16 protein-coding genes are annotated in these 19,061 nt (G+C 71.2%); 8 read left to right on the forward strand and 8 right to left on the reverse strand.

Translation table 11 applies throughout. The features are described 5' to 3' along the window. The first annotated feature begins 75 nt into the window (after positions 1-75). From rseP to lpxD, 3 genes are all read left to right on the forward strand, one after another. Complete coding sequence (rseP, locus tag ASF49_RS03370; RefSeq protein ID WP_056467567.1) at positions 76-1,236, forward strand: RIP metalloprotease RseP; 1,161 nt, start codon at positions 76-78, stop codon at positions 1,234-1,236. A gap of 323 nt (positions 1,237-1,559) precedes the next feature. After that, entirely contained in the window at positions 1,560-4,121 is a 2,562-nt protein-coding gene (gene bamA / locus ASF49_RS03375) for an outer membrane protein assembly factor BamA (protein ID WP_056467569.1), read from the forward strand. Between the two features lie 45 nt (positions 4,122-4,166). Next, entirely contained in the window at positions 4,167-5,225 is a 1,059-nt protein-coding gene (lpxD, locus tag ASF49_RS03380; protein WP_056467573.1) for a UDP-3-O-(3-hydroxymyristoyl)glucosamine N-acyltransferase, read from the forward strand. A gap of 3 nt (positions 5,226-5,228) precedes the next feature. Here lpxD and ASF49_RS22895 read toward each other — a convergent pair whose 3' ends face one another. Further along, positions 5,229-6,638 (reverse strand): helix-turn-helix domain-containing protein, encoded by a 1,410-nt coding sequence (locus tag ASF49_RS22895; protein WP_156652786.1) that lies wholly within the window; start codon positions 6,636-6,638, stop codon positions 5,229-5,231. Between the two features lie 326 nt (positions 6,639-6,964). On the opposite strand from ASF49_RS22895, the gene fabZ reads away from it, so the two are divergent. The 4 genes from fabZ to lpxB are packed head-to-tail and all read left to right on the forward strand — an operon-like array spanning position 6,965 to position 10,309. Continuing rightward, on the forward strand, positions 6,965-7,420 hold the full coding sequence (fabZ, locus tag ASF49_RS03390; RefSeq protein WP_431739876.1) for a 3-hydroxyacyl-ACP dehydratase FabZ: 456 nt from the start codon (positions 6,965-6,967) through the stop codon (positions 7,418-7,420). Continuing rightward, positions 7,417-8,229 carry an acyl-ACP--UDP-N-acetylglucosamine O-acyltransferase gene (gene lpxA, locus ASF49_RS03395; RefSeq protein ID WP_056467577.1) on the forward strand — a complete coding sequence of 271 codons (813 nt, stop codon included), beginning with the start codon at positions 7,417-7,419 and terminating at the stop codon, positions 8,227-8,229. Before fabZ ends, lpxA begins: the two co-directional genes overlap by 4 nt. Further along, positions 8,226-9,140 (forward strand): LpxI family protein, encoded by a 915-nt coding sequence (locus ASF49_RS03400; protein WP_082510773.1) that lies wholly within the window; start codon positions 8,226-8,228, stop codon positions 9,138-9,140. The genes lpxA and ASF49_RS03400 overlap by 4 nt, the downstream gene beginning before the upstream one ends. Then, positions 9,137-10,309 carry a lipid-A-disaccharide synthase gene (gene lpxB, locus ASF49_RS03405; protein ID WP_056467580.1) on the forward strand — a complete coding sequence of 391 codons (1,173 nt, stop codon included), beginning with the start codon at positions 9,137-9,139 and terminating at the stop codon, positions 10,307-10,309. The genes ASF49_RS03400 and lpxB overlap by 4 nt, the downstream gene beginning before the upstream one ends. A gap of 4 nt (positions 10,310-10,313) precedes the next feature. On the opposite strand, the gene ASF49_RS24045 is transcribed toward lpxB, so the two are convergent. Both ASF49_RS24045 and hrpB read right to left on the reverse strand, forming a co-directional pair. Next, positions 10,314-10,757 (reverse strand): DUF805 domain-containing protein, encoded by a 444-nt coding sequence (locus ASF49_RS24045; RefSeq protein ID WP_056467584.1) that lies wholly within the window; start codon positions 10,755-10,757, stop codon positions 10,314-10,316. After that, positions 10,754-13,255: an ATP-dependent helicase HrpB gene (hrpB, locus tag ASF49_RS03415; protein ID WP_056468037.1), complete on the reverse strand. Its 2,502-nt coding sequence runs from the start codon at positions 13,253-13,255 to the stop codon at positions 10,754-10,756. Before hrpB ends, ASF49_RS24045 begins: the two co-directional genes overlap by 4 nt. Positions 13,256-13,414: 159 nt before the next feature. Here hrpB and map point away from each other — a divergent pair, with 159 nt between their 5' ends. Then, entirely contained in the window at positions 13,415-14,164 is a 750-nt protein-coding gene (gene map / locus ASF49_RS03420) for a type I methionyl aminopeptidase (RefSeq protein WP_056467588.1), read from the forward strand. Positions 14,165-14,234: 70 nt separating this feature from the next. Here map and ASF49_RS03425 read toward each other — a convergent pair whose 3' ends face one another. From ASF49_RS03425 to ASF49_RS03445, 5 genes are all read right to left on the reverse strand, one after another. Beyond that, a complete protein-coding gene (locus ASF49_RS03425; RefSeq protein ID WP_056467591.1) occupies positions 14,235-15,047 on the reverse strand; it encodes a heparin lyase I family protein in 813 nt (270 codons plus the stop codon). 402 nt (positions 15,048-15,449) lie between these two features. Then, positions 15,450-17,015 carry a c-type cytochrome gene (locus ASF49_RS03430; RefSeq protein ID WP_056467596.1) on the reverse strand — a complete coding sequence of 522 codons (1,566 nt, stop codon included), beginning with the start codon at positions 17,013-17,015 and terminating at the stop codon, positions 15,450-15,452. 33 nt (positions 17,016-17,048) lie between these two features. Next, positions 17,049-17,366, reverse strand: a complete 318-nt coding sequence (locus ASF49_RS03435) for a hypothetical protein (protein WP_056467599.1) — start codon at positions 17,364-17,366, stop codon at positions 17,049-17,051. Between the two features lie 3 nt (positions 17,367-17,369). Continuing rightward, on the reverse strand, positions 17,370-17,867 hold the full coding sequence (locus ASF49_RS03440; RefSeq protein ID WP_056467603.1) for a TspO/MBR family protein: 498 nt from the start codon (positions 17,865-17,867) through the stop codon (positions 17,370-17,372). Next, positions 17,864-19,060, reverse strand: coding sequence for a geranylgeranyl diphosphate reductase (locus tag ASF49_RS03445; protein ID WP_056467606.1), 1,197 nt, complete (start codon positions 19,058-19,060; stop codon positions 17,864-17,866). The genes ASF49_RS03440 and ASF49_RS03445 overlap by 4 nt, the downstream gene beginning before the upstream one ends. Between the last annotated feature and the right edge of the window lies 1 nt (position 19,061).

Raw genomic sequence — 19,061 nt, forward strand, 5'->3', positions numbered from 1 at the left:
TTTGCGTTCGCGTCCACCGCATCCGATCTGCTACAGCGGAGCAACGGCCCCGGGGGAGGCCGAGAGGATCGACCAATGGACTTCCTGAACGCCATGGGCGGCACGGCGAGCGGTTTCTTCGGCGCCGTGATCCCCTTCCTGATCGTGCTGAGCATCGTCGTCTTCGTGCACGAGATGGGACATTTCCTGGTCGGCCGCTGGTGCGGCGTCGGCGTCCACGCCTTCTCCCTCGGCTTCGGACCGGAACTGTTCGGCTTCAACGACCGCCACGGGACGCGCTGGAAGCTCTCGGCGATTCCCCTCGGCGGCTACGTCAAGTTCCACGGCGATGCCAACGGCGCCAGCGTCCCCGACCCCGAGGCCGTGGCGCGGATGACCCCGCAGGAACGGGCGACGAGCTTTCCGACGCAGTCCCTGCCCAAGCGCGCCGCCATCGTGGCCGCCGGGCCGATCGCCAACTTCATCCTCGCCATCGCGCTCTTCTCCGGCGCTATCTATTTCGGAGGCCGCTACGAGACGCCGGCCCGCGTCGAGGCGGTGATGCCCGACAGCGCCGCCGCCCGCGCCGGCTTCCAGCCCGGCGACGTGATCCGCGCCATCGGCGGATCGCGGGTCGACAGCTTCACCGACATGCAGCGCACGGTCTCGGGCGCGGCCGGCTCCAGCCTCACCTTCACGGTCGAGCGCGCCGGCGAGACGCGCGAACTCGTGGCCGTTCCGGAGCGCAAGGAGGACGTGACGCCCTTCGGCCGCCATCGCTTCGGCCGCCTCGGCATCCAGGGGCCGAAGGCCAACGAGGCCAAGCTCGTCCATTACGGCCCGCTGCAATCCCTCGGCCTCGGCACCTACGAGACCTACTTCGTGGTCGACCGGACCATCGACTACATCGGCAAGCTGGTCACCGGGCGGGAATCACCCGACCAGCTCTCCGGCCCGATCGGGATCGCCCGGGTCTCCGGTGCGGTCGCCCAGAGCGGCGGTCTCGGTGGCCTGATCGGGCTGATCGCGCTGCTCTCGGTCTCGATCGGCCTGCTCAACCTCTTCCCCGTTCCCCTGCTCGACGGTGGGCACCTGCTGTTCTACGCCTTCGAGGCGGTGCGCGGCCGTCCGCTCAGCGAGCGGGCCCAGGAGATCGGTTTCCGGATCGGCCTCGCCCTGGTCCTGTTCCTCATGCTGTTCGCGGCCTGGAACGACATCCTCAATCTCGGCGCCTCCTGGGGTGCGCGCGGGACCTGAGCGGCGCCTGGGAATTCCGGGGACGGTCCCGCTTCGGGACACGCAAAGGCCTCGATCTTAACCACAATCGGCCTCGCGCGCGGAACCCCCGGGTTTCGCGCGCAACCGTTTGTTGACCCTGTTCGGCGATCGGTCCGGGGCGTTAAGTGACCGGAAGGCCACGTCTCCCCAAAATCCCCAGTGAGCGGGACCCCCCGGCGTTTGCTTAACGGGGGAATCCCGATAGAAGCTGAGCTTGGGACCAGGTGTCAGGACGTCCGGAAAACGGGCGCCTGGCTGCGGGTGCAAACTCGCGCTGAAGATATAAAGAGACGGGCGATTACATGATGTCGATGACGGGGAAGCGCCGGCGTAAGTCGGCGGAACAGACCATCGTCCTAGTCGCCGCGGCGGCCGCTGGCCTCGTTCTCGGTGGAACCGCCCAGGCGCAGCAGATCGTCGTCCAGGGGAACAAGCGTGTCGATGCCGACACCATCCGGTCCTACGTAACCGGGACCGCCTCCGGATCGCCCGAGGAAGCCCGCCGCAACCTGCTGGCGAGCGGCATGTTCTCCGACGTAAAGGTCTCGCGCAGTGGCGCCAGCACCGTCGTCAGCGTCCGCGAGAACAACCTCATCAACCGGGTGGTGTTCGAGGGCAACAAGAAGATCGAGAAGGCCACCCTCGAGGGCGAGGTCGAGGCCAAGGCGCGCGGCGCCTTCAGCGAGGCCGTGGTCCAGGCCGACATGCAGCGCATCAAGGAAGTCTACCGCCGGGCCGGCCGCGGCACCGCGAAGGTGACCTTCCGGACGGTGGACCTGCCGAACGGCCGCCTCGACGTGATCTACGTCATCGAGGAAGGCGACAAGACCGGCATCAAGGCGATCAACTTCGTCGGCAACAACGCCTACTCGGCATCCAAGCTCCGCGAGCTGATGTCTTCGTCGGAGATGAACTTCCTCAGCTTCATCAAGACTTCGGACGTCTACGATCCGGATCGCATCACCAACGACCTCGACATCGTCCGGCGCTACTACCTCAAGAACGGCTACGCCGACTTCCGCGTCATCAATGCCGATGCCCGCTACGTCGAGGGCGAAGGTGACGCCGGCTGGGTCATCACCGTCACCGTCGAGGAAGGCGAGCAGTACCGCGTCGGCGCGGTGGCGATCGATTCCCGCCTGCCGGGCCTCGACACCCAGGTCCTCGACGGCGAGATCCGCGCCCAGGTCGGCGACGTCTACAACGCCGAGGACGTGGAGCGCACGCTCAACGGCGTGACCAACCAGGTCGGCCGCCAGGGCTACCCCTTCGCCCAGGTGCGTCCGACCGGCCAGCGCGACCGCGCCACCCACACCGTGGCCCTCGGCTTCGTGGTCGAGGACGGCCCGCGCGTCTACGTCGAGCGCATCAACATCCGCGGCAACACCCGCACCCGCGACTACGTCATCCGGCGCGAGCTCGATATCACCGAGGGCGATGCCTACAACCGGGTGCTGACCGACCGGGCCGAGCGTCGCCTGAACGGCCTCGGCTTCTTCAAGAAGGTGCGCTTCTCCAACGAGCCGGGCTCCTCGGCCGACCGCGTGATCATCAACATCGATGTCGAGGATCAGCCCACGGGCTCGTTCTCGGTGGCGGGCGGCTACTCCACCCAGGACGGCATCATCGGCGAGGTTTCGGTCTCGGAGTCGAACTTCCTCGGTCGCGGCCAGTACGTCCGCGTGGCGGGCACCGGCGGTCAGTACTCGCGCGGCTTCGACTTCTCGTTCACCGAGCCGTACTTCCTCGGCTACCGTCTCGCCGCCGGCTTCGACGCCTTCTACAAGTACAGCGACCAGACCCGCTACTCGCGCTACGAGACCACGGTCTATGGCGGCCAGCTCCGCGTCGGCCTGCCGATCACGGAAGAGTTCGGCATCACGATGCGGTACTCGCTCTACAACACCGAGCTCAAGGTCCCGAACACGGTCAAGCGGCCGTACAACGACTGTTCGAACCCGATCCCCGGCTATACGCTGCTGACGAACGGGACACGCGCGACGGGTGCGGCGGGCGAGTTGGCTGCCTACCCGGCCTGTGCCTTCGACGGCGAAGCTTCGATCGCGCTCAAGGGTTCGCAGGGCAGCACGCTGACCTCGCTCGCCGGTCTGACGCTCGCCTACTCGACCCTCGACAACCTGGGTTCTCCCCGCAACGGCCTCTACGCCGAGCTGAAGCCCGATGTCGCGGGCCTCGGCGGCGACTCGAAGTTCTTCCGCGTGACCGGCGACGCCCGGTACTACAAGGAGCTCTACGAGGACGTGGTCGGCTTCGTCCGCTTCCAGGGCGGTCACATCACGGCGCTGAACGACCAGCCGCTGCGCATCACCGACCAGTTCTTCCTCGGCCCGTCGCTGGTCCGCGGCTTCGCGCCCAACGGCATCGGCCCGCGCGACGTCGGCATCAGCGACAGCCGTTCGAACGCCATCGGCGGCTCGACCTACTTCGGCGGAACCCTCGAAGTTCAGTTCCCGCTCCCCGGCGTGCCGCGGGACCTCGGCCTGAAGGGTGCGGTGTTCGCCGACGCCGGTACGCTGTTCGGCTATAACGGCCGCACGCAGTTCAACGTGAACGGCGACGCCTTCATCAACGGCATCGCGCCGGGCGGAGCCTGTAACTTCAACCAGAACACCATCGGCGTCGAACCCGAATGCGTGAACGTTCGCGACAAGATGACGATCCGCTCCTCGGTCGGTGCGTCGATCCTGTGGAACTCGCCGCTCGGTCCGATCCGCTTCGACTACGCCTACGCCCTCTCGAAGGACGAAGGCGTGAAGGCCTACGATGCGACCGGCAACTTCCTCGGCCGCGTCGGCAAGGATCAGCTGCAGGCCTTCCGGTTCTCCGGCGGCTCGCGGTTCTGACCCGGAGCGCTGCCTCCTTTCGGGGAGGCGGCGCGTTGTGACGGCATGTCAGATCCGATCTTCTTCTCCGCGACCACCACCCTCAGCCTCGGCGCCATCGCCGAGGCTGCTGGCGTTCCGCTTCCCGACGGCGCGAACCCGGCGGGCGTGATCACCGGCGCCGCGCCGCTGGAATCCGCCACGCCGCAGGACGTCGCCTACATGGACAATGCCCGGTACGGCGACGCGCTCGCCGCGACGCGGGCCGGGATCTGCCTCGTCTCGCCGCGCTTCGCCCCGAGGGTTCCGGTCGAGACCGTGGCCCTGGTCCTGCGCGACCCCTACCGGATCTATGCGGGCCTGCTGGCGCGCCTGCATCCGGAGGCGATGCGGCCGGGCTCGCTCTTCGGGGCCGCCGGCGTCGCGCCGGGGGCGCATATCCATCCGGAGGCCCGCCTCGAGCCCGGTGTGCAGGTCGATCCCGGCGCCGTCATCGGTCCCGGAGCGGAGATCGGTTCCGGGACCGTGATCGGCCCGAACGCCAGCATCGGCCCGCAGGTCCGGGTCGGGCGCGACTGCAGCATCGGCGCCGGCGCCACCCTGACCCACGCCCTCCTCGGCAACCGCGTCATCGTCCATCCGGGTGCGCGCCTCGGCCAGGACGGGTTCGGCTTCGCCATGGGCGCGGGCGGGCACCTGAAGGTGCCGCAGATCGGCCGCGTCATCGTTCAGGACGATGTCGAGATCGGCGCCAACACGACCATCGATCGCGGCGCCAGCCGCGACACGGTGATCGGCGAGGGGACCAAGATCGATAATCTGGTGCAGATCGCCCACAACGTCGTCATCGGACGCCACTGCGTCATCGTCTCGGGCGTCGGAATCTCCGGCTCGACCACGCTGGAGGATTACGTCGTCCTCGGCGGCCAGGTCGGCGTCGTCGGCCACCTGCGCATCGGCATGGGCTCGCAGATCGCCGGGTCGTCGAACGTGAACCGGGACGTTCCCCCGGGCAGTCGCTGGGGCGGAACCCCGGCCAAGCCGGTTCGGGCCTGGTTCCGCGAATTGACCACGCTGGCCCGCCTGGCCGAGCGGTCCACCGGCGGGGACGAGCCCAAGGCCTGAGCCTCAGCCGAGCGGGTGCCGGTCCTCCAGGTGAAGGTAGTCGCCGCCGAAGCCGGCGAGCGCCTTCAACCCGGCGGGGTCGCGGATGACGAGCATCCCGGCGGTCTGCGCGACGAAGCCGCGGCCGGTGAGATCCTGGATCGCCCGGGTCACGTGCACGCCGGAGAGGCCGGTCGCGTCCGCCAGGTCGGATTGCGAGAGGGGCAGCGCGAAGCCCTGCGGACCTGCCAGCCCGACGACCGCGAACCGGGCCTGCAACTCGCAGAGGAGATGGGCGAGCCGCTCGATCGGCCCGCGCGACCCGAGACCGACCAGCCATTCGCGCAGGGTCGCTTCGTCGACCAGGGCGGTCTTGCGCAGCGCCGCCGCGATGTTGGGATGGTTGCGGGTCAAGTCGAGAACGGTCGAACGGTCGAGCTGCGCGATCCGCCCCTCCGTCAGGGTCATGATGGTGTGATCCATCCGGCTGAGCAGGGCGACGTCGAGGTCGCAGAAATCGCCCGGCAGCAGGAAGGCGGTCACCTGCCGCCGTGCCGCACCGATCCGTCGATAGCGGCAGGCCACCCCCTCCATCATCAGGAACACCCCGCCGGGACGGTCGCCCTCGCGGATCAGGTCCGTCCGGGCCGGCACCGCGACCGCATTCTCGGTGAGCTGTCGCAGGTGTTCGCGATCGGCGGCGGAGAGCGGCACGAAGCCGTGAAGCTTGCAGATGAACGGATTGGCCGCAGACTCCGCCCTGGCGGATGGGCGCGCCGCGCGGACGGACCTCGCCAGCGGAGGGGGCCGGGGCCCGTCCGGGGCCTTGAGGGCGAGGACCAGCAGTCCGGCGAATTGCTCCAGGATCCGCACATCCTCCCCGTCGAAACGGGCGGTCACGTCGTGGTGGATGGCCCACAGCACGCCGAGGGCCTGGCCGGCGCTGTCGCGCAGGGGCGTGAACAGGCCTTCGAGCAGGGGCGCGCGCACATCGTCCGTGAGCCCGGCGAAGGGACGGCTCACGAGGATCGTGGCGCCCGCCGCGATACAGCTGCGGCCCGCATCGAGATCGGGGGGAAGGCGCAGGCCGGTCTGGTCCGCGACAAGGCCGGCGACGCGGCGCCAGACCAGCGCCCCGGAATCCGGCTCGACGAGACTGAGACCGGCCGAGCCGCATCCGCAGAGCCGAAGGACCGCGTCGAGGAGGGTTCGCCCGGCCGCATCCGGGTCCGGGACCAGGCAGGGCGCGATCTCGGCCAGGGCCTCCGCCATGGCGCCGACATCCGTCGGCTTGGCCGGGCGTTCGGCGAGACGATCGGAGATGATGACATCGCCGGGCCGGAGAGCCTGAACGTTGTTGTCCGTCGAGACGCGGCTGTTTCCTGATCCCACGGTTTCGCTGCGGGCGAGCCGATCCATATCAGACGAAACCATCAGGTCTTGTTCTCGGCAAGGGAAGTCGTCGGATGAATGCCGTCGCTGCGTCGGCTCGATTGCATTCTGGGGCGAGCCGCGGCAACGTCAAGCTCGACGCGGTTTTACTGGCGCGTTAGCCTGCGCAGAGCGTCGAAAACGTGGCGATCGGTCACTCCGCTTCGCTCGCCGGGACGGCCCGATCGCGTGGCATTCATGCCTGAGGGCTTGCATCCGCGGTCCTTCTGCCGAATGAAGGCGCATCCTCCAGGTCTGACGGCGAACGGGAACGAGGCGGGGCGGCGGGGGCGCCGACGCGCAGTAGGGTAATGCAAGCGATGAACGACATGCCGCGTGAACTCGGCTCGGCTGACATCCAGAAGGTTCTGGAACTCCTGCCGCACCGCTATCCCTTCCTGATGATCGACCGGATCATCGAGATCGACGGCGACCGGAGCTGCGTCGGGATCAAGAACGTCACGATCAACGAACCGCAATTCACCGGACACTTTCCCGGCCTGCCGGTGTTCCCCGGCGTCCTGCTGATCGAGGGCATGGCCCAGACCGCCGGCGCCATCTGCTGCCGGCACATCATGGGCGACGACCTGCGCGCCAAGCAGGTGTTCTTCATGACCATCGACAAGTGCAAGTTCCGCAAGCCCGTCGTACCCGGCGATACCGTCCGCTACCACATGACGAAGATGAATCACCGGCGCACCATGTGGTGGTTCCGCGGCGAGGCGCGGGTCGACGGCACCCTGGTCGCCGAGGCCGAGATCGGCGCGATGCTGGTGACCGAGTGAGCACCGCCGCGCAGATCCACCCGAGCGCGGTGATCGAGGACGGCGCGACCCTGGGCGAGGGGGTCCGGATCGGTCCGTTCTGCCATGTCGGCCCGGCCGTCACTCTCGGGGCAGGCTGCGAGCTGGTCAGTCACGTGGTGGTGGCGGGCCAGACCACGATCGGTCCCCGGACGCGCCTCTATCCCTTCGCCTCCATCGGACATCCGCCGCAGGACCTGAAGTTCAAGGGCGAGGCCTCGACCCTCACGATCGGCGCCGATTGCCTGATCCGCGAGGGCGTGACCATGAATCCCGGCACGGCCGGGGGCGGGCTCGAGACCACGGTCGGCGACAACTGCACCTTCCTCGCCAATTCCCATGTCGGCCATGATTGCCGCGTCGGGGACGGCGTCGTGTTCTCCAACAACGTCATGCTCGCCGGCCATTGCAGCGTCGGCGATTACGCGATCCTCGGCGGCGGCGCCGCGGTGATCCAGTTCGCGCGCGTCGGCGCCCACGCCTTCGTCGGCGGCCTGTCCGGCCTGGAGAACGACTGCATCCCCTACGGGATGGCACTCGGCAATCGCGCCTACCTGTCGGGCCTGAACATCATCGGCCTGCAGCGGCGTGGTTTCGCCCGGGAGGACATCCACACCTTGCGCCGGGCCTATCGCCTGCTCTTCGCCAACGAGGGCACGCTGATGGAGCGCCTGGAGGACGTCGCCGCGGAGTTCGAGACCCACGCGGCCGTGGCCGAGATCGTCGCCTTCATCCGCGCGGGCGGCAAGCGTTCGCTCTGCACCCCGCGCGAGACGCCGAGCGCGGCTTGAGCGCGAATCCGGCGCCGGCCGCACGCATCGCGCCCGCCCCGGCGGCGCTGGTCCTGGTGGCGGGTGCCGGCCGCCTGCCCGCGCTCGTGGCCGCCTCCCTCGACCGGGCGGGACGCCCCTTCCGGGTGCTCGCGATCCGCGGCTTCGCCGAACGGGCGATGCGCGCCCGCGCGGAGGCCACCGTCGACCTCCTCGACATCGCCGGCATCCTGGCGATCCTCGAGGCCTGGGGACCGGTGAGCGTGGTCCCGGCCGGCGGCGTGTCCCGGCCGAACCCGGCCGCCATCCTCAACGCCGCCGCGGCCCTGCGAAACCGCGACGCCCTGAAGGCCATCTCGGGCGGAGGCGACGACCGCCTTCTGCGCGGCGCGCTGGCGCTCCTGGAGGACCACGGTCACGGCGTGGTCGGCGTGCACGACGTCGCGCCCGATCTCCTCAGTCCGGAGGGCCTGCTCGGCCGGCACGCGCCCGATACCGCGGCGCGCGAGTCCATCGCCACGGGGCGGTCCCTGCTGGCGGCCCTGTCGGATTTCGACGTCGGCCAGGCGACCGTAATCGTCGGGCAGCGGGCTCTGGCGGTCGAGGGGCCGGAGGGGACCGACCGGATGCTGGCGCGGGCGCGGATGCTCGGTCGCCGACCCTTCGGCTACGGCAGCGCCCAGGCCGGCACCGTCCTGGTGAAATGCGCCAAGGCCGGCCAGGACCTGCGCGTCGACCTGCCGGCGATCGGCCCGCGCACGGTCGCCAACGCGGCGGCGGCGGGCTGTGCCGGCCTGGCGATCCAGGCCGGCTTCACCCTGATCATCGACCGTCCGGCCACGATCGCGGCCGCGGACCGGGCGGGCCTGTTCCTCCTCGGCCTGGGCGCCGAAGCGGGCGGGCCGGAGGCCAGCACGGGATCGGATTCATGAGCGAACCGCGCAGCGAGCGGACGGTCTGGCTGGTGGCGGGCGAGGATTCCGGGGATCAGCTCGGCGCCAAGCTGATGCGCGGCCTGCGCGAGCTCTCCGATCGGCCGATCCGCTTCGGCGGGGTCGGCGGCGAGGCCATGGCGGCGGAGGGGTTCGCCTCCCTGTTTCCCATCGATGACGTGGCGGTGATGGGCTACCTGCCGGTAGCCGCCCGCCTGCGCACCCTGCTGCGGCGCATCCGCCAGACCGTGCGCGACGTCGTCGAGGCCCGGCCGGACGTCCTCGTCATCATCGACAGTCCCGGCTTCACCCATGCGGTCGCCTCCCGGGTGCGCAAGCGGATGCCGGATCTGCCCATCGTCGACTACGTCTCGCCGAGCGTCTGGGCCTGGCGTCCATGGCGGGCGGCGAAGATGCGGCCCTTCATCGATCACGTGCTCGCCCTGCTTCCCTTCGAGCCGGAGGCGCACCGTCGTCTGAACGGACCGGCCTGCACCTATGTCGGCCACCCGCTGATCGAGCGGCTCGCCGAGCTGCGGCCGAGCGGCGCCGAGGCCGAGGCCCGCATGGCCGGGCGCCCGGTGCTGATGATCCTGCCCGGGTCGCGCCGCTCCGAGATCGAGCGCCTGATGCCGGTCTTCGGCGCGACCCTGGCGCGGCTCACGGCGCGCTTCGGACCGATCGAGGCGGTCCTGCCGGCCGTCACCCGGCACAGGACCTTGATCGAGCGCCTCGCCCTCGCCTGGGACGGCCCGGTCACCCTCGTCCATGGCGAGGCGGCCAAGTACGCCGCCTTCCGCCGGGCGCGGGCGGCGCTCGCGGCCTCCGGCACCGTCACGCTGGAACTGGCCCTGGCCGGCGTGCCGATGGTGGTCGCCTACAAGGTCTCGCGGATCGAGGAGGCGGTGGCCCGCCGCCTCATCCAGGTTCCCACGATCGTCCTGCCGAACCTGATCCTCGGCCAGAACGCCATGCCCGAGTTCATTCAGGCCGAGTGCACCGCTCCGCGCCTCGCCGACGCCGTCGCACCGCTGCTCGCGGGCGAGGCGGCGCGGGAGGCGCAGGTGGCCGCACTCGCCCGCATCGACAGCCTGATGCGCCTGCCCGACGACGACCTGCCGAGCCGCAGCGCCGCCCGCATCGTCCTCGCCGCCCGCCGCGCGGCCTGAGCGCTCACGGCGCGCGGGGGTCCGGGCCGTAGCGGTTGGCGCCCGGGCTCCCGGACCGGACGACCGTCTCGACGAAGAACCATACGAGGAAGCCGAGCATCGCCAGCACCAGGGCGATGACGGGGAGGGGATGGGTGTCCACGGCCCGCTCCAGGGGCAGCACGCTCACGGCCTCCGCCACGGCATAGGCCGCGAGCCAGAGGCCGCTGCGGTTCCGGTCGTGCAGGCGCCGGATCGTCTGGATCGCGAGCGCGGCCAGGACCGGCAGGATGCCGGCGACCGCGAGAAATCCCGCCCAGCGCAGGCCGAGGCTCGCGAGCCAGATGCCGAGGCAGAGCAGCCCGAAGCCGAGGAGGAGCGTCCGGATCAGGCGCTGCCGATAGGCCGGTGCGGCGAGCCGCCCGCGCGGATCGTAGAGGGCGAGGGCGGCACGGAGGCGCGGCGTCACGGACCCCTCGGCTTCACCCGCCGGGTCGGCGGTTCGGCGATTGGATCCTCCGGCCAGGGATGGCGCGGGTAGCGCCCGCGCATCTCCGAGCGCACGGCGCTCCACGATCCGCGCCAGAAGCCCGGCAGGTCGCGGGTGATCTGGATCGGCCGCGAGGCCGGCGAGAGCAGGTGCAGCACCAGCGGGATGCGCCCGGCGGCGATGCTCGGGTGGCGTTCGAGCCCGAACAGCTCCTGCACCCGCACGGCGAGCACCGGCCCCCCCTCGGCATCGTAGTCCAGAGCGATCCGCGACCCGGTGGGCACCTCGACATGGGTCGGCGCCTCCGTGTCGAGCCGGGCGCGCAGGGTCCAGGGCAGCAGCGCCTGGAGGGCCCGCGCCAAATCGTCGGCGTTGATCGCGTCGAGGCTGGTGCGCCCGACGATCTCGGGGGCCAGCCACGCCTCGATCGTGCCCAGGAGCCGGGCGTCGGAGAGGTCCGGCCAGGTCTCGGGATCGGCCTCGCGCAGGAAGCGCAGGCGGGCGCGCCACTGGGTCAGGTCCGGTGTCCACGGCAGGACCTGGAGGCCGATCTCGGCGACGCTCCGCGCCAGGATCTCCGCCGAGGTGAGGTCCGCCGGCACCGGCAGGGTGCGCTCTCCCAGGGTCAGGGACCCGAGGCGCCGCAGGGACCGGGCACGCAGGGCGCGCACGGTCCGGTCGAAGGCGACCTGCGTCGCGGCCTCGATCGTTTGTCCGAACAGGGCCTCGATCGCCTCCAGGCTGATCGGGGCCGCCGCGAGGATGCGTCCCTGGGCGGCGGTGCCGGTGATGTCCGCGACCACGAGGAACGGCTCGCGGGCCAGGGCCGAGGCCGCGTCGACCTGCCCGGCCCGTCCGTTGGCCATCACGAACTCGCCGTCGCGGCCGCGGGCCCGCGCGACGCGGTCGGGATAGGCCAGGGCGAGGAGCGGCCCGGCCTCGCTCATGTCGAGGCCGGCGGGCGCGCCCGCGCGCCGGGCCGCGAAACCCTCCGCCTGCCGTGCCCAGCCCTGGGCGAGGCGGCGCATGTCCGCGGCCCGCTGGGCGCGGTCGCGGGCGAAGCGCTCGGCCCGCTGGGCGACGTCGGTGTCGTCACCGCCGAGTCCGCGCTCGACCAGCACCGCCGCGAGATCGGCCGCCGCGCGGGCCGTGCCGTATCCCGCCGCGCCGACGACCATGCGGGCGAGGCGCGGCGGCAGGGGCAGGGCGCGCAGGGCGCGGCCGGTCTCGGTCAGGCGGCCATCCGCCTCGATCGCGCCGAGGTCGCGCAGCATCGCCCGCGCTTCGGCCAGGGCGGGGGCGGGGGGCGCGTCGAGGAAGGCGAGCGTCGCGGGATCGGAGACGCCCCAGGCGGCGCAGTCGAGGACCAGGCCCGAGAGGTCGGCGGCCAGGATCTCCGGGCGGGTGAAGGGCTCGAGGGCGTTGGTGGCCGCCTCCGCCCAGAGGCGGTGGCAGAGGCCCGGCTCGGTGCGGCCGGCACGGCCGCGGCGCTGGTCGACGGAGGCGCGCGAGGCCCGCGCGGTGACGAGGCGGGTCAGGCCGAGGCCGGGCTCGTAGACGGGCACGCGCGACAGGCCGGAATCGACGACGATGCGCACGCCCTGGATGGTCAGCGAGGTCTCGGCGATGCTGGTGGCGAGCACGACCTTGCGACGACCCGCCGGCGCGGGGGCGACGGCCCGGTCCTGCTCGGCCGGTGTCAGCGCGCCGTAGAGCGGCGCGACCTCGGTGGCCTCGTCGACCCGGTCCGCCAGCAGCGCCGCGACCCGGCGGATCTCGCCCTGGCCCGGCAGGAAGGCGAGCACCGAGCCGGGATCGGCGCGCAAGGCCCGCAGGATGGCCTCCGCCATCACGTCCTCGATCCGCCGGTTCGGGTCGCGGTCCCAGTACCGCGTCTCGACCGGGTAGGCGCGTCCCTCCGACTCGATCACCGGGGCCGCGCCGAGGAGCCCGGCGACCCGGGCGCCGTCGAGGGTCGCCGACATCACGAGGAGGCGCAGGTCCTCGCGCAGGGCGCCCTGCGCGTCGAGGGCGAGGGCGAGGCCGAGATCCGCGTCGAGGGAGCGCTCGTGGAATTCGTCGAAGAGGACCGCGCCGATGCCGGTCAGCTCCGGATCGTCGAGGATCATCCGGGTGAACACGCCCTCGGTGACCACCTCGATCCGGCTGCGGCCCGAGATCTTCGAGCCGAGGCGGACCCGCAGGCCGATGGTGTCGCCGACCAGCTCGCCGAGGGTGGCGGCCATGCGCTCGGCCGCCCCGCGGGCGGCGAGGCGGCGCGGCTCCAGCAGGACGATCTTGTCGGACGGCCGCAGCCAGGGCGCATCGAGGAGGGCCAGCGGCACACGGGTGGTCTTGCCGGCGCCCGGGGGGGCGACGAGCACGGCGGCGGGGCCGGCCGCGAGCGCCGCGCGCAGGGCCGGAAGGGCGGCCTCGATGGGCAGGTCGGATACGGCGACGGGGGCGGGATGGGCCATCACGTTGCTGGTGACGCGATCCGGCGCGATCCGCAAGCCGCGGCGCTGCCCCGGAGGAACGCGGCTTCGTCCAGGTGCACCAGGTCGGCTATGGGTTTTCCGACGGAAGCGAACGCGCGAGCGGCCGGCCTCTCCGGGCGGCCCTTGAGGGACAGCGACATGACGGTAGCGGGTGAGGACGACCTGGCGGCACTGAAGCGGATCGGGCGAATCGTCGCCACCACGCTGGAGGCAATGGGCGGGGCGATCGAGCCCGGGATGACCACGCTGGAGCTCGATGTGATCGGGCGCCGGCTCCTGGAAGCCGCCGGCGCCCGTCCGGCGCCGGAACTGGCCTACGGCTTTCCCGGCGCCACCTGCATCAGCGTCAACGAGGAGATCGCGCACGGCATCCCGGGGCCGCGCCGTATCAACCCGGGCGACCTCGTCAACATCGACGTCTCCGCGGAGAAGAACGGCTACTTCGCCGATACCGGCGCCTCCTTCCCCGTGCCGCCGGTGACCCGGGCGGTCGAGCGGCTGTGCAAGGACGGACGGCGGGCCATGTGGACCGGCCTGCGCCAAGTCGGCACCGGCAAGCCGATCGCGGCCATCGGCCAGGCGGTCGGGGCCTTCGCGCGCCGGAACGGCTACACCCTGGTGCGCAACCTCGCCAGCCACGGCGTCGGCCATTCCCTCCACGAGGAGCCGACGGAGATCGCCACCTGGCCCGACGCTTCCGAGCGGCGGATCGCGACGGAGGGCCTGGTCTTCACCGTGGAGCCCTTCCTCTCCCTCGGCGCCGAATTCGCCGAGGACGGCGACGATCCCTGGACCCTCTACAGCCGGCCGAACGCGCTCACGGTCCAGTACGAGCACACGGTGGTGGCCACCCGAAACGGCCCGCTCATCATCACCATGGCCGGGTGACCCGGCGTCGCGCATCCCGACATGCGGAGGGCAGGCCGTGGCGAGCGGGATCGCCCGCCGATGCGACCGATCAACCGGTCTTCAGGCGCCGGAACGTATAGGCTACGAACACGTCGGGCGGCGGCGCGTTGCCGCTGAACTTGCCGGCATAGATGCCCATCTTGAGATAGGAGCCGGTCAGCTGCTGCCGCCCGGGGAGCGCGTCCTTCAGGAGATCCACGTACTCGTATCCCGTCGGTCCGCTGAAGTCGCAGACCGGCCGTCCATTGAGCAGGAACCGGATCCGTCCCGCATCGCCGTGACCGTCGGTCGCCTCCAGCGAGAAGCTGTGCTCGACGCCGAAGGCGAAGGGCGCCGATCCGAAGATCCGCATCGGCGAGAAGGTCCGCTGCTCGCCCTTCCCGGTCTCGCCGCGCGCCCGCAGGACCGGTTTGCCCGATCGATCCAGGCTCAGGTCGACCGCGAACAGGGGCGAGGCCATCGCGAATTGGCCGTTGGACCGGACCGGGTCGGCCTGGTGGATCTGGAGGAACGAGCACCAATCCGTCCCGGTGATCCGGCTGGCCCGGTCGACCGTGACCGCTCCGGAGAACCGGATGGGTTCGCCCTTCGCGTAGCGCTGCTGGCCGCAGAGTTCCGCGCGGATCTTCCGGGGCGGATCGAAACTCGCGCGCTCGCCGGTCCTGGCGGCGAACCGCACCATGTCGGCGTCGTTCACCGAAACCCCACCGGGCGCGCCGGTCTGGGCCTGCCATTTCTGGCCCGCCAGGGTGACGAAGGCGTTGTTGTCGACCGCTCGGTACCCGCTGGAGGACGGCCCGTTCGCCGCTGTCGCCCGCGCCGCCGGCTCGGCCGGGCCGACGGCCTTTCCCGAGGCTGCCACGGCGTCCGTGATGCCGATCAGCGTCGATGCTGCGGCAAGAACGTCTCTCCTGCTCAAGGTCATGCCGACGTCCCCGCTCGAGGCCGTGAACCCCGGCGAGATGACCGGGTTTCTCCGTGCGTTCCTCCTTCCTGATGCAAGACATTGTCCGAACTTTGAAAAATCCTCCGGCCGTCCCGGGGCGTGACCGCGGTCCGGCAGCTGCGATCTGCCACGATGGAGCGACGGGGACGGGCCGTCGCCGTCCTGCGGACCGATCCGGTCCGGTGTCCGGCCTCTCGGGTCGCGGCGCGTCTCTTTGCGAAACGTGTCGTGTCTGCCGCCGCCACGCGAACGCCGGCTTTCGTCCGAGGCCCGGCGACGGCCGGGTCGACACCGCGGGCGACGGCCCGCGCGATCCGATCACGGCGTCGGCGTCGTGCCCATGCCGGCGGCTTTGCGCTCGGGATTCTTCAGCTGCGCATAGGTGATGCTGGCGAAGCTGCCGATCACGGCGTGCCAGCCGGCCTTGTCGTAGCGCGTATCGTTCCGGCCCGCCTTGCAGAAGGCCGTGGTCAGCCCGTTGACGATGTCGTCGCCCTTGGCGTCCGGAACGGCCGCCTTGATCTTCGGCAGCAGCGCGTTGACCGTCGGGATGAAGTTCTCGGGATCGAGGCCGGCGAGGCTCTGCGCCGCGCCCGAATCGGCCACCGCCTTGGCGATGTCCGGCTGAGCGATCTCGGCACAGGGCGCGGTGCCAGCCAGCATGGTCTCGGTCGCCTTGCGCGCGGTGGCGACGATGCCGCGCTCGCTGATCACCGGGGCGGCGTTGCCCCAGGCGTTGCGGACGTAGTCGGTGACGTCGGCCACCTCCTGGTCCGTCATGCCGGCGCCGATGGCCGGCATCGGTGCGTAGCCGTTCTGGGCCGAGAGGCCGCCGAGGATCACCCGGATCACCGTCTCGGGTCCCTGCGCCTGCACCGAGGTGTTGCCGGCGAGCGCCGGGATCGCGCCCTCGACGCCCTTGCCGTCCGGCTTGTGGCAGGAGGAGCAGTAGCTGAGATAGGTGGCGGCGCCCGGCGCGTCCGCCTGGTTGAAGGCCTGGATGTCCTTGACCTTGTAGCTCTCCTTGGCCTTCTGCGTGCGCAGGTAGGCCACCATCGCCTTCAGGTCCGCGTCGGTCATCTTCGACAGCGATTCCTCGATGGTCTGGCGCATCGGGCCGGCCGCGACGCCCGGCTGGTTCCCGGGGGCGGCGCCGGTCTTCAGGTAAGTCACGACCTGCTCGTCGCTCCAGCCGCCGATGCCGGTGTGATCGTCGGGCGTGATGTTGGGCGCGTACCAGCCGTCGATGACGCCGCCGCCGAGCTTGCCGGCCAGGCCGCTGTTGCCGACGATCTTGTTGGCGTTGTGGCACATGCCGCAATGGCCGAGCCCCTCGACGAGGTAGCCGCCGCGGTTGACCTCGGCGCTCGCCTGCGGGTCGGGCTGGAACTCGCCGGCCGTGAAGAAGGCGGTCCGCCAGGTGATGAGCGCGGTGCGGATGTTGAAGGGGAACGGGATCTCGGAGGGCTTGCGCGGCTCGTGCACCGCCGGCAGCGACTTCAGGTAGGCGAAGATCGCGTCGGAATCGGCGCGCGTGACCTTGGTGTACCAGGCGAAGGGGAAGGCCGGGTAGAGGTAGGAGCCGTCCTTGGTGATGCCCTCGTGGAAGGCCCGGTAGAAGTCGTCGGCGCTCCACTTGCCGAGGCCGGTCTCCGGGTCCGGGGTCAGGTTCGGCGTGCGGATCTTCCCGATCGGCGTGTTGAGCACGTAGTTGCCGGCGAAGGGCTTGCCGTCCGGCGCGGTGTGGCAGGCGACGCAGTCACCGGCGGTCGCGAGGTACTCGCCGCGCTTGATCAGGTCGGCGTCCTGTGCCGAGACGCCGTGGGCGCCCAGTCCGAGAACGAGGCCGGCCCCCAGACGGAGAGCGGTACGGCGGTATTCCATGGCGTCTCTCCGGGTCTGTGGGGTCGGGGGCGGTCAGGCGCGCGTGTCGCGGGGTTCGCGAAGGCGGACGGACGAGGCGGGAAAGGCGGGGCGGCCGAGGCGCAGGGCCATCTCGGTGACGTGGGCCAGCCCGGCCAGGGCGAGGCATCCGGCGATCACGGTCCAGCCGGCGCTGGTCAGGGCACAGCGCAGCGCCAGCATCAGGGCCGCGCCGGAGGTCAGGTTGCACAGGAGCGCGAGCGGCCAGGTGCCCCGGCTCCGACGGCTCCAGAGGATCAGCCCCAGCGCCTCGATCGCGACGAGGACCAGGATGGCATCGACCAGGTGACCGCTGGCAAGCAGTGCCTCCATCGCTCACGCGCTCCGGAACGGGCCGTTGAGGCGGACGATCGCCCGGTTCAGGCAGGCGGCGACCCCGACCCAGACGAGGTAGGGCAGCAGGAGGAGGGCAGCCATCCCGTGCACGCGCCCTGTGACAATGATGAGCACCCCGATCGAGAGCCAGAGGAACAGCACCTCGACGAAGGCCCAGTCGGGACGGCGCAGGCGGAAGAACAGGCCGCTCCAGGCGATGTTGAGGACGGCGTTGACCGCGTAGGCGACCACCAGGGCGGTGCGGGCCGACGCACTCGCATCGGCGTTCCAGGCGAGCACGGCCGAGACCGCCGTCAGCGTGAAGATCGTGGTCCAGACCGGGCCGAAGGCCCAGTCCGGCGGCTTCCAGGCGGGGCGCCGCAGGGCCTGGTACCAGGGTCCGGTGGTGGTCAGGAGCCCGCCCGCCAGCGCCACGAGGATCGCCGCCACGGCCGCGATGGCGGCCGGTCCCCAGCCCCCCGCTCCGTCGAGGGTCATGGCGAGACCCAGCGGAACAGGTGCGCGAGATCCTTGAAGAAGATCCGCGCATGGGCCGCGGGCTTGGCCCGGACCAGCTCCTTGTTCATGTACGAATCCCAGGTCAGCTGCTGCACGTCGCGGTCCCGGCAGATCGAGACGAAGCGCTCGCGCAGGCCGTCGTTGCGGTACCAGACCGCCTGCATGATCCGCAGAATCAGGAAGACCCGCCCGTGCAGGCGCATGAAGCTGCGCCGCGCCCCGGCGAGCGCCCGGGCCTGCCCCGTCGCGAGGAAGGTCTGGGCCGCCTCCGCGGCGAGGCGGCCGCCGAGCATGGCGTAGTAGATGCCTTCGCCCGAGGCCGGGGCCACGATGCCGGCGGCGTCCCCGGTCAGGAGGACGTCGCGGCCGTTGTCCCAGCGGCGCAGGGGCTTCAGGGGGAGGGGGGCACCCTCGCGCCGGACAGTCTCGCCGCCTTCGAGGCCGGTGGAGGCGCGCAGCGCCCGGATCGCGCCGCGCAGGGAGAAGCCCTTGCGGGCGCTGCCGGTGCCGATGCTCACCGTGTCCCCGTGCGGGAAGACCCAGGCGTAGAAGTCGGGCGAGAGCTTGCCCTGGTAGTAGACGTCGCAGCGGGTCGCCTCGACGTCGTGGGGGCCCGCCTCCGGCAGCCGGACGATCTCGTGATAGGCGAAGACCTGCCGCATGGCGGCGTGGCCGGGGATCTCCGCCCGGCCGACGGGGGAACTCGCCCCATCGGCGCCGATGACGAGCCGCGTCCGCGCCGCGCGGGGAAAGCCGTCCTGGAGGTAGTGCACGTAGGCGCCCTCCGCGTCGCGCTCGATGTGGCGGAAGGTGGCGGGCCGGAGCACCGCGCCGGCCGCGGCCGCACGCTCCCGCAGCCACGGGTCGAAGTCGGCCCGGTCGACCATGCCGACGAAGCCGTCGCCGATCGGCATGTCCACCCGCTTGTCCTTGGGCGAGACCATGCGGGCCGAGCGGATGCGGGCGACAAGGAGATGGTCGGGGATGGCGAAGTCGCGGATCAGGCGGGGCGGGATCGCGCCGCCGCAGGGCTTGATCCGTCCGGGCTTGTCGAGGAGCAGCACGCGCCGTCCGCTCCGCGCGAGGTCGGTGGCCGCCGTCGCGCCGGCCGGGCCGCCGCCCACCACCACTACGTCGTAGGTCTCGAGGTCGGTGTCCCGGACGGCAGCCATG

It is taken from the genome of Methylobacterium sp. Leaf104 (genome assembly GCF_001422885.1).
GTDB lineage: Bacteria > Pseudomonadota > Alphaproteobacteria > Rhizobiales > Beijerinckiaceae > Methylobacterium.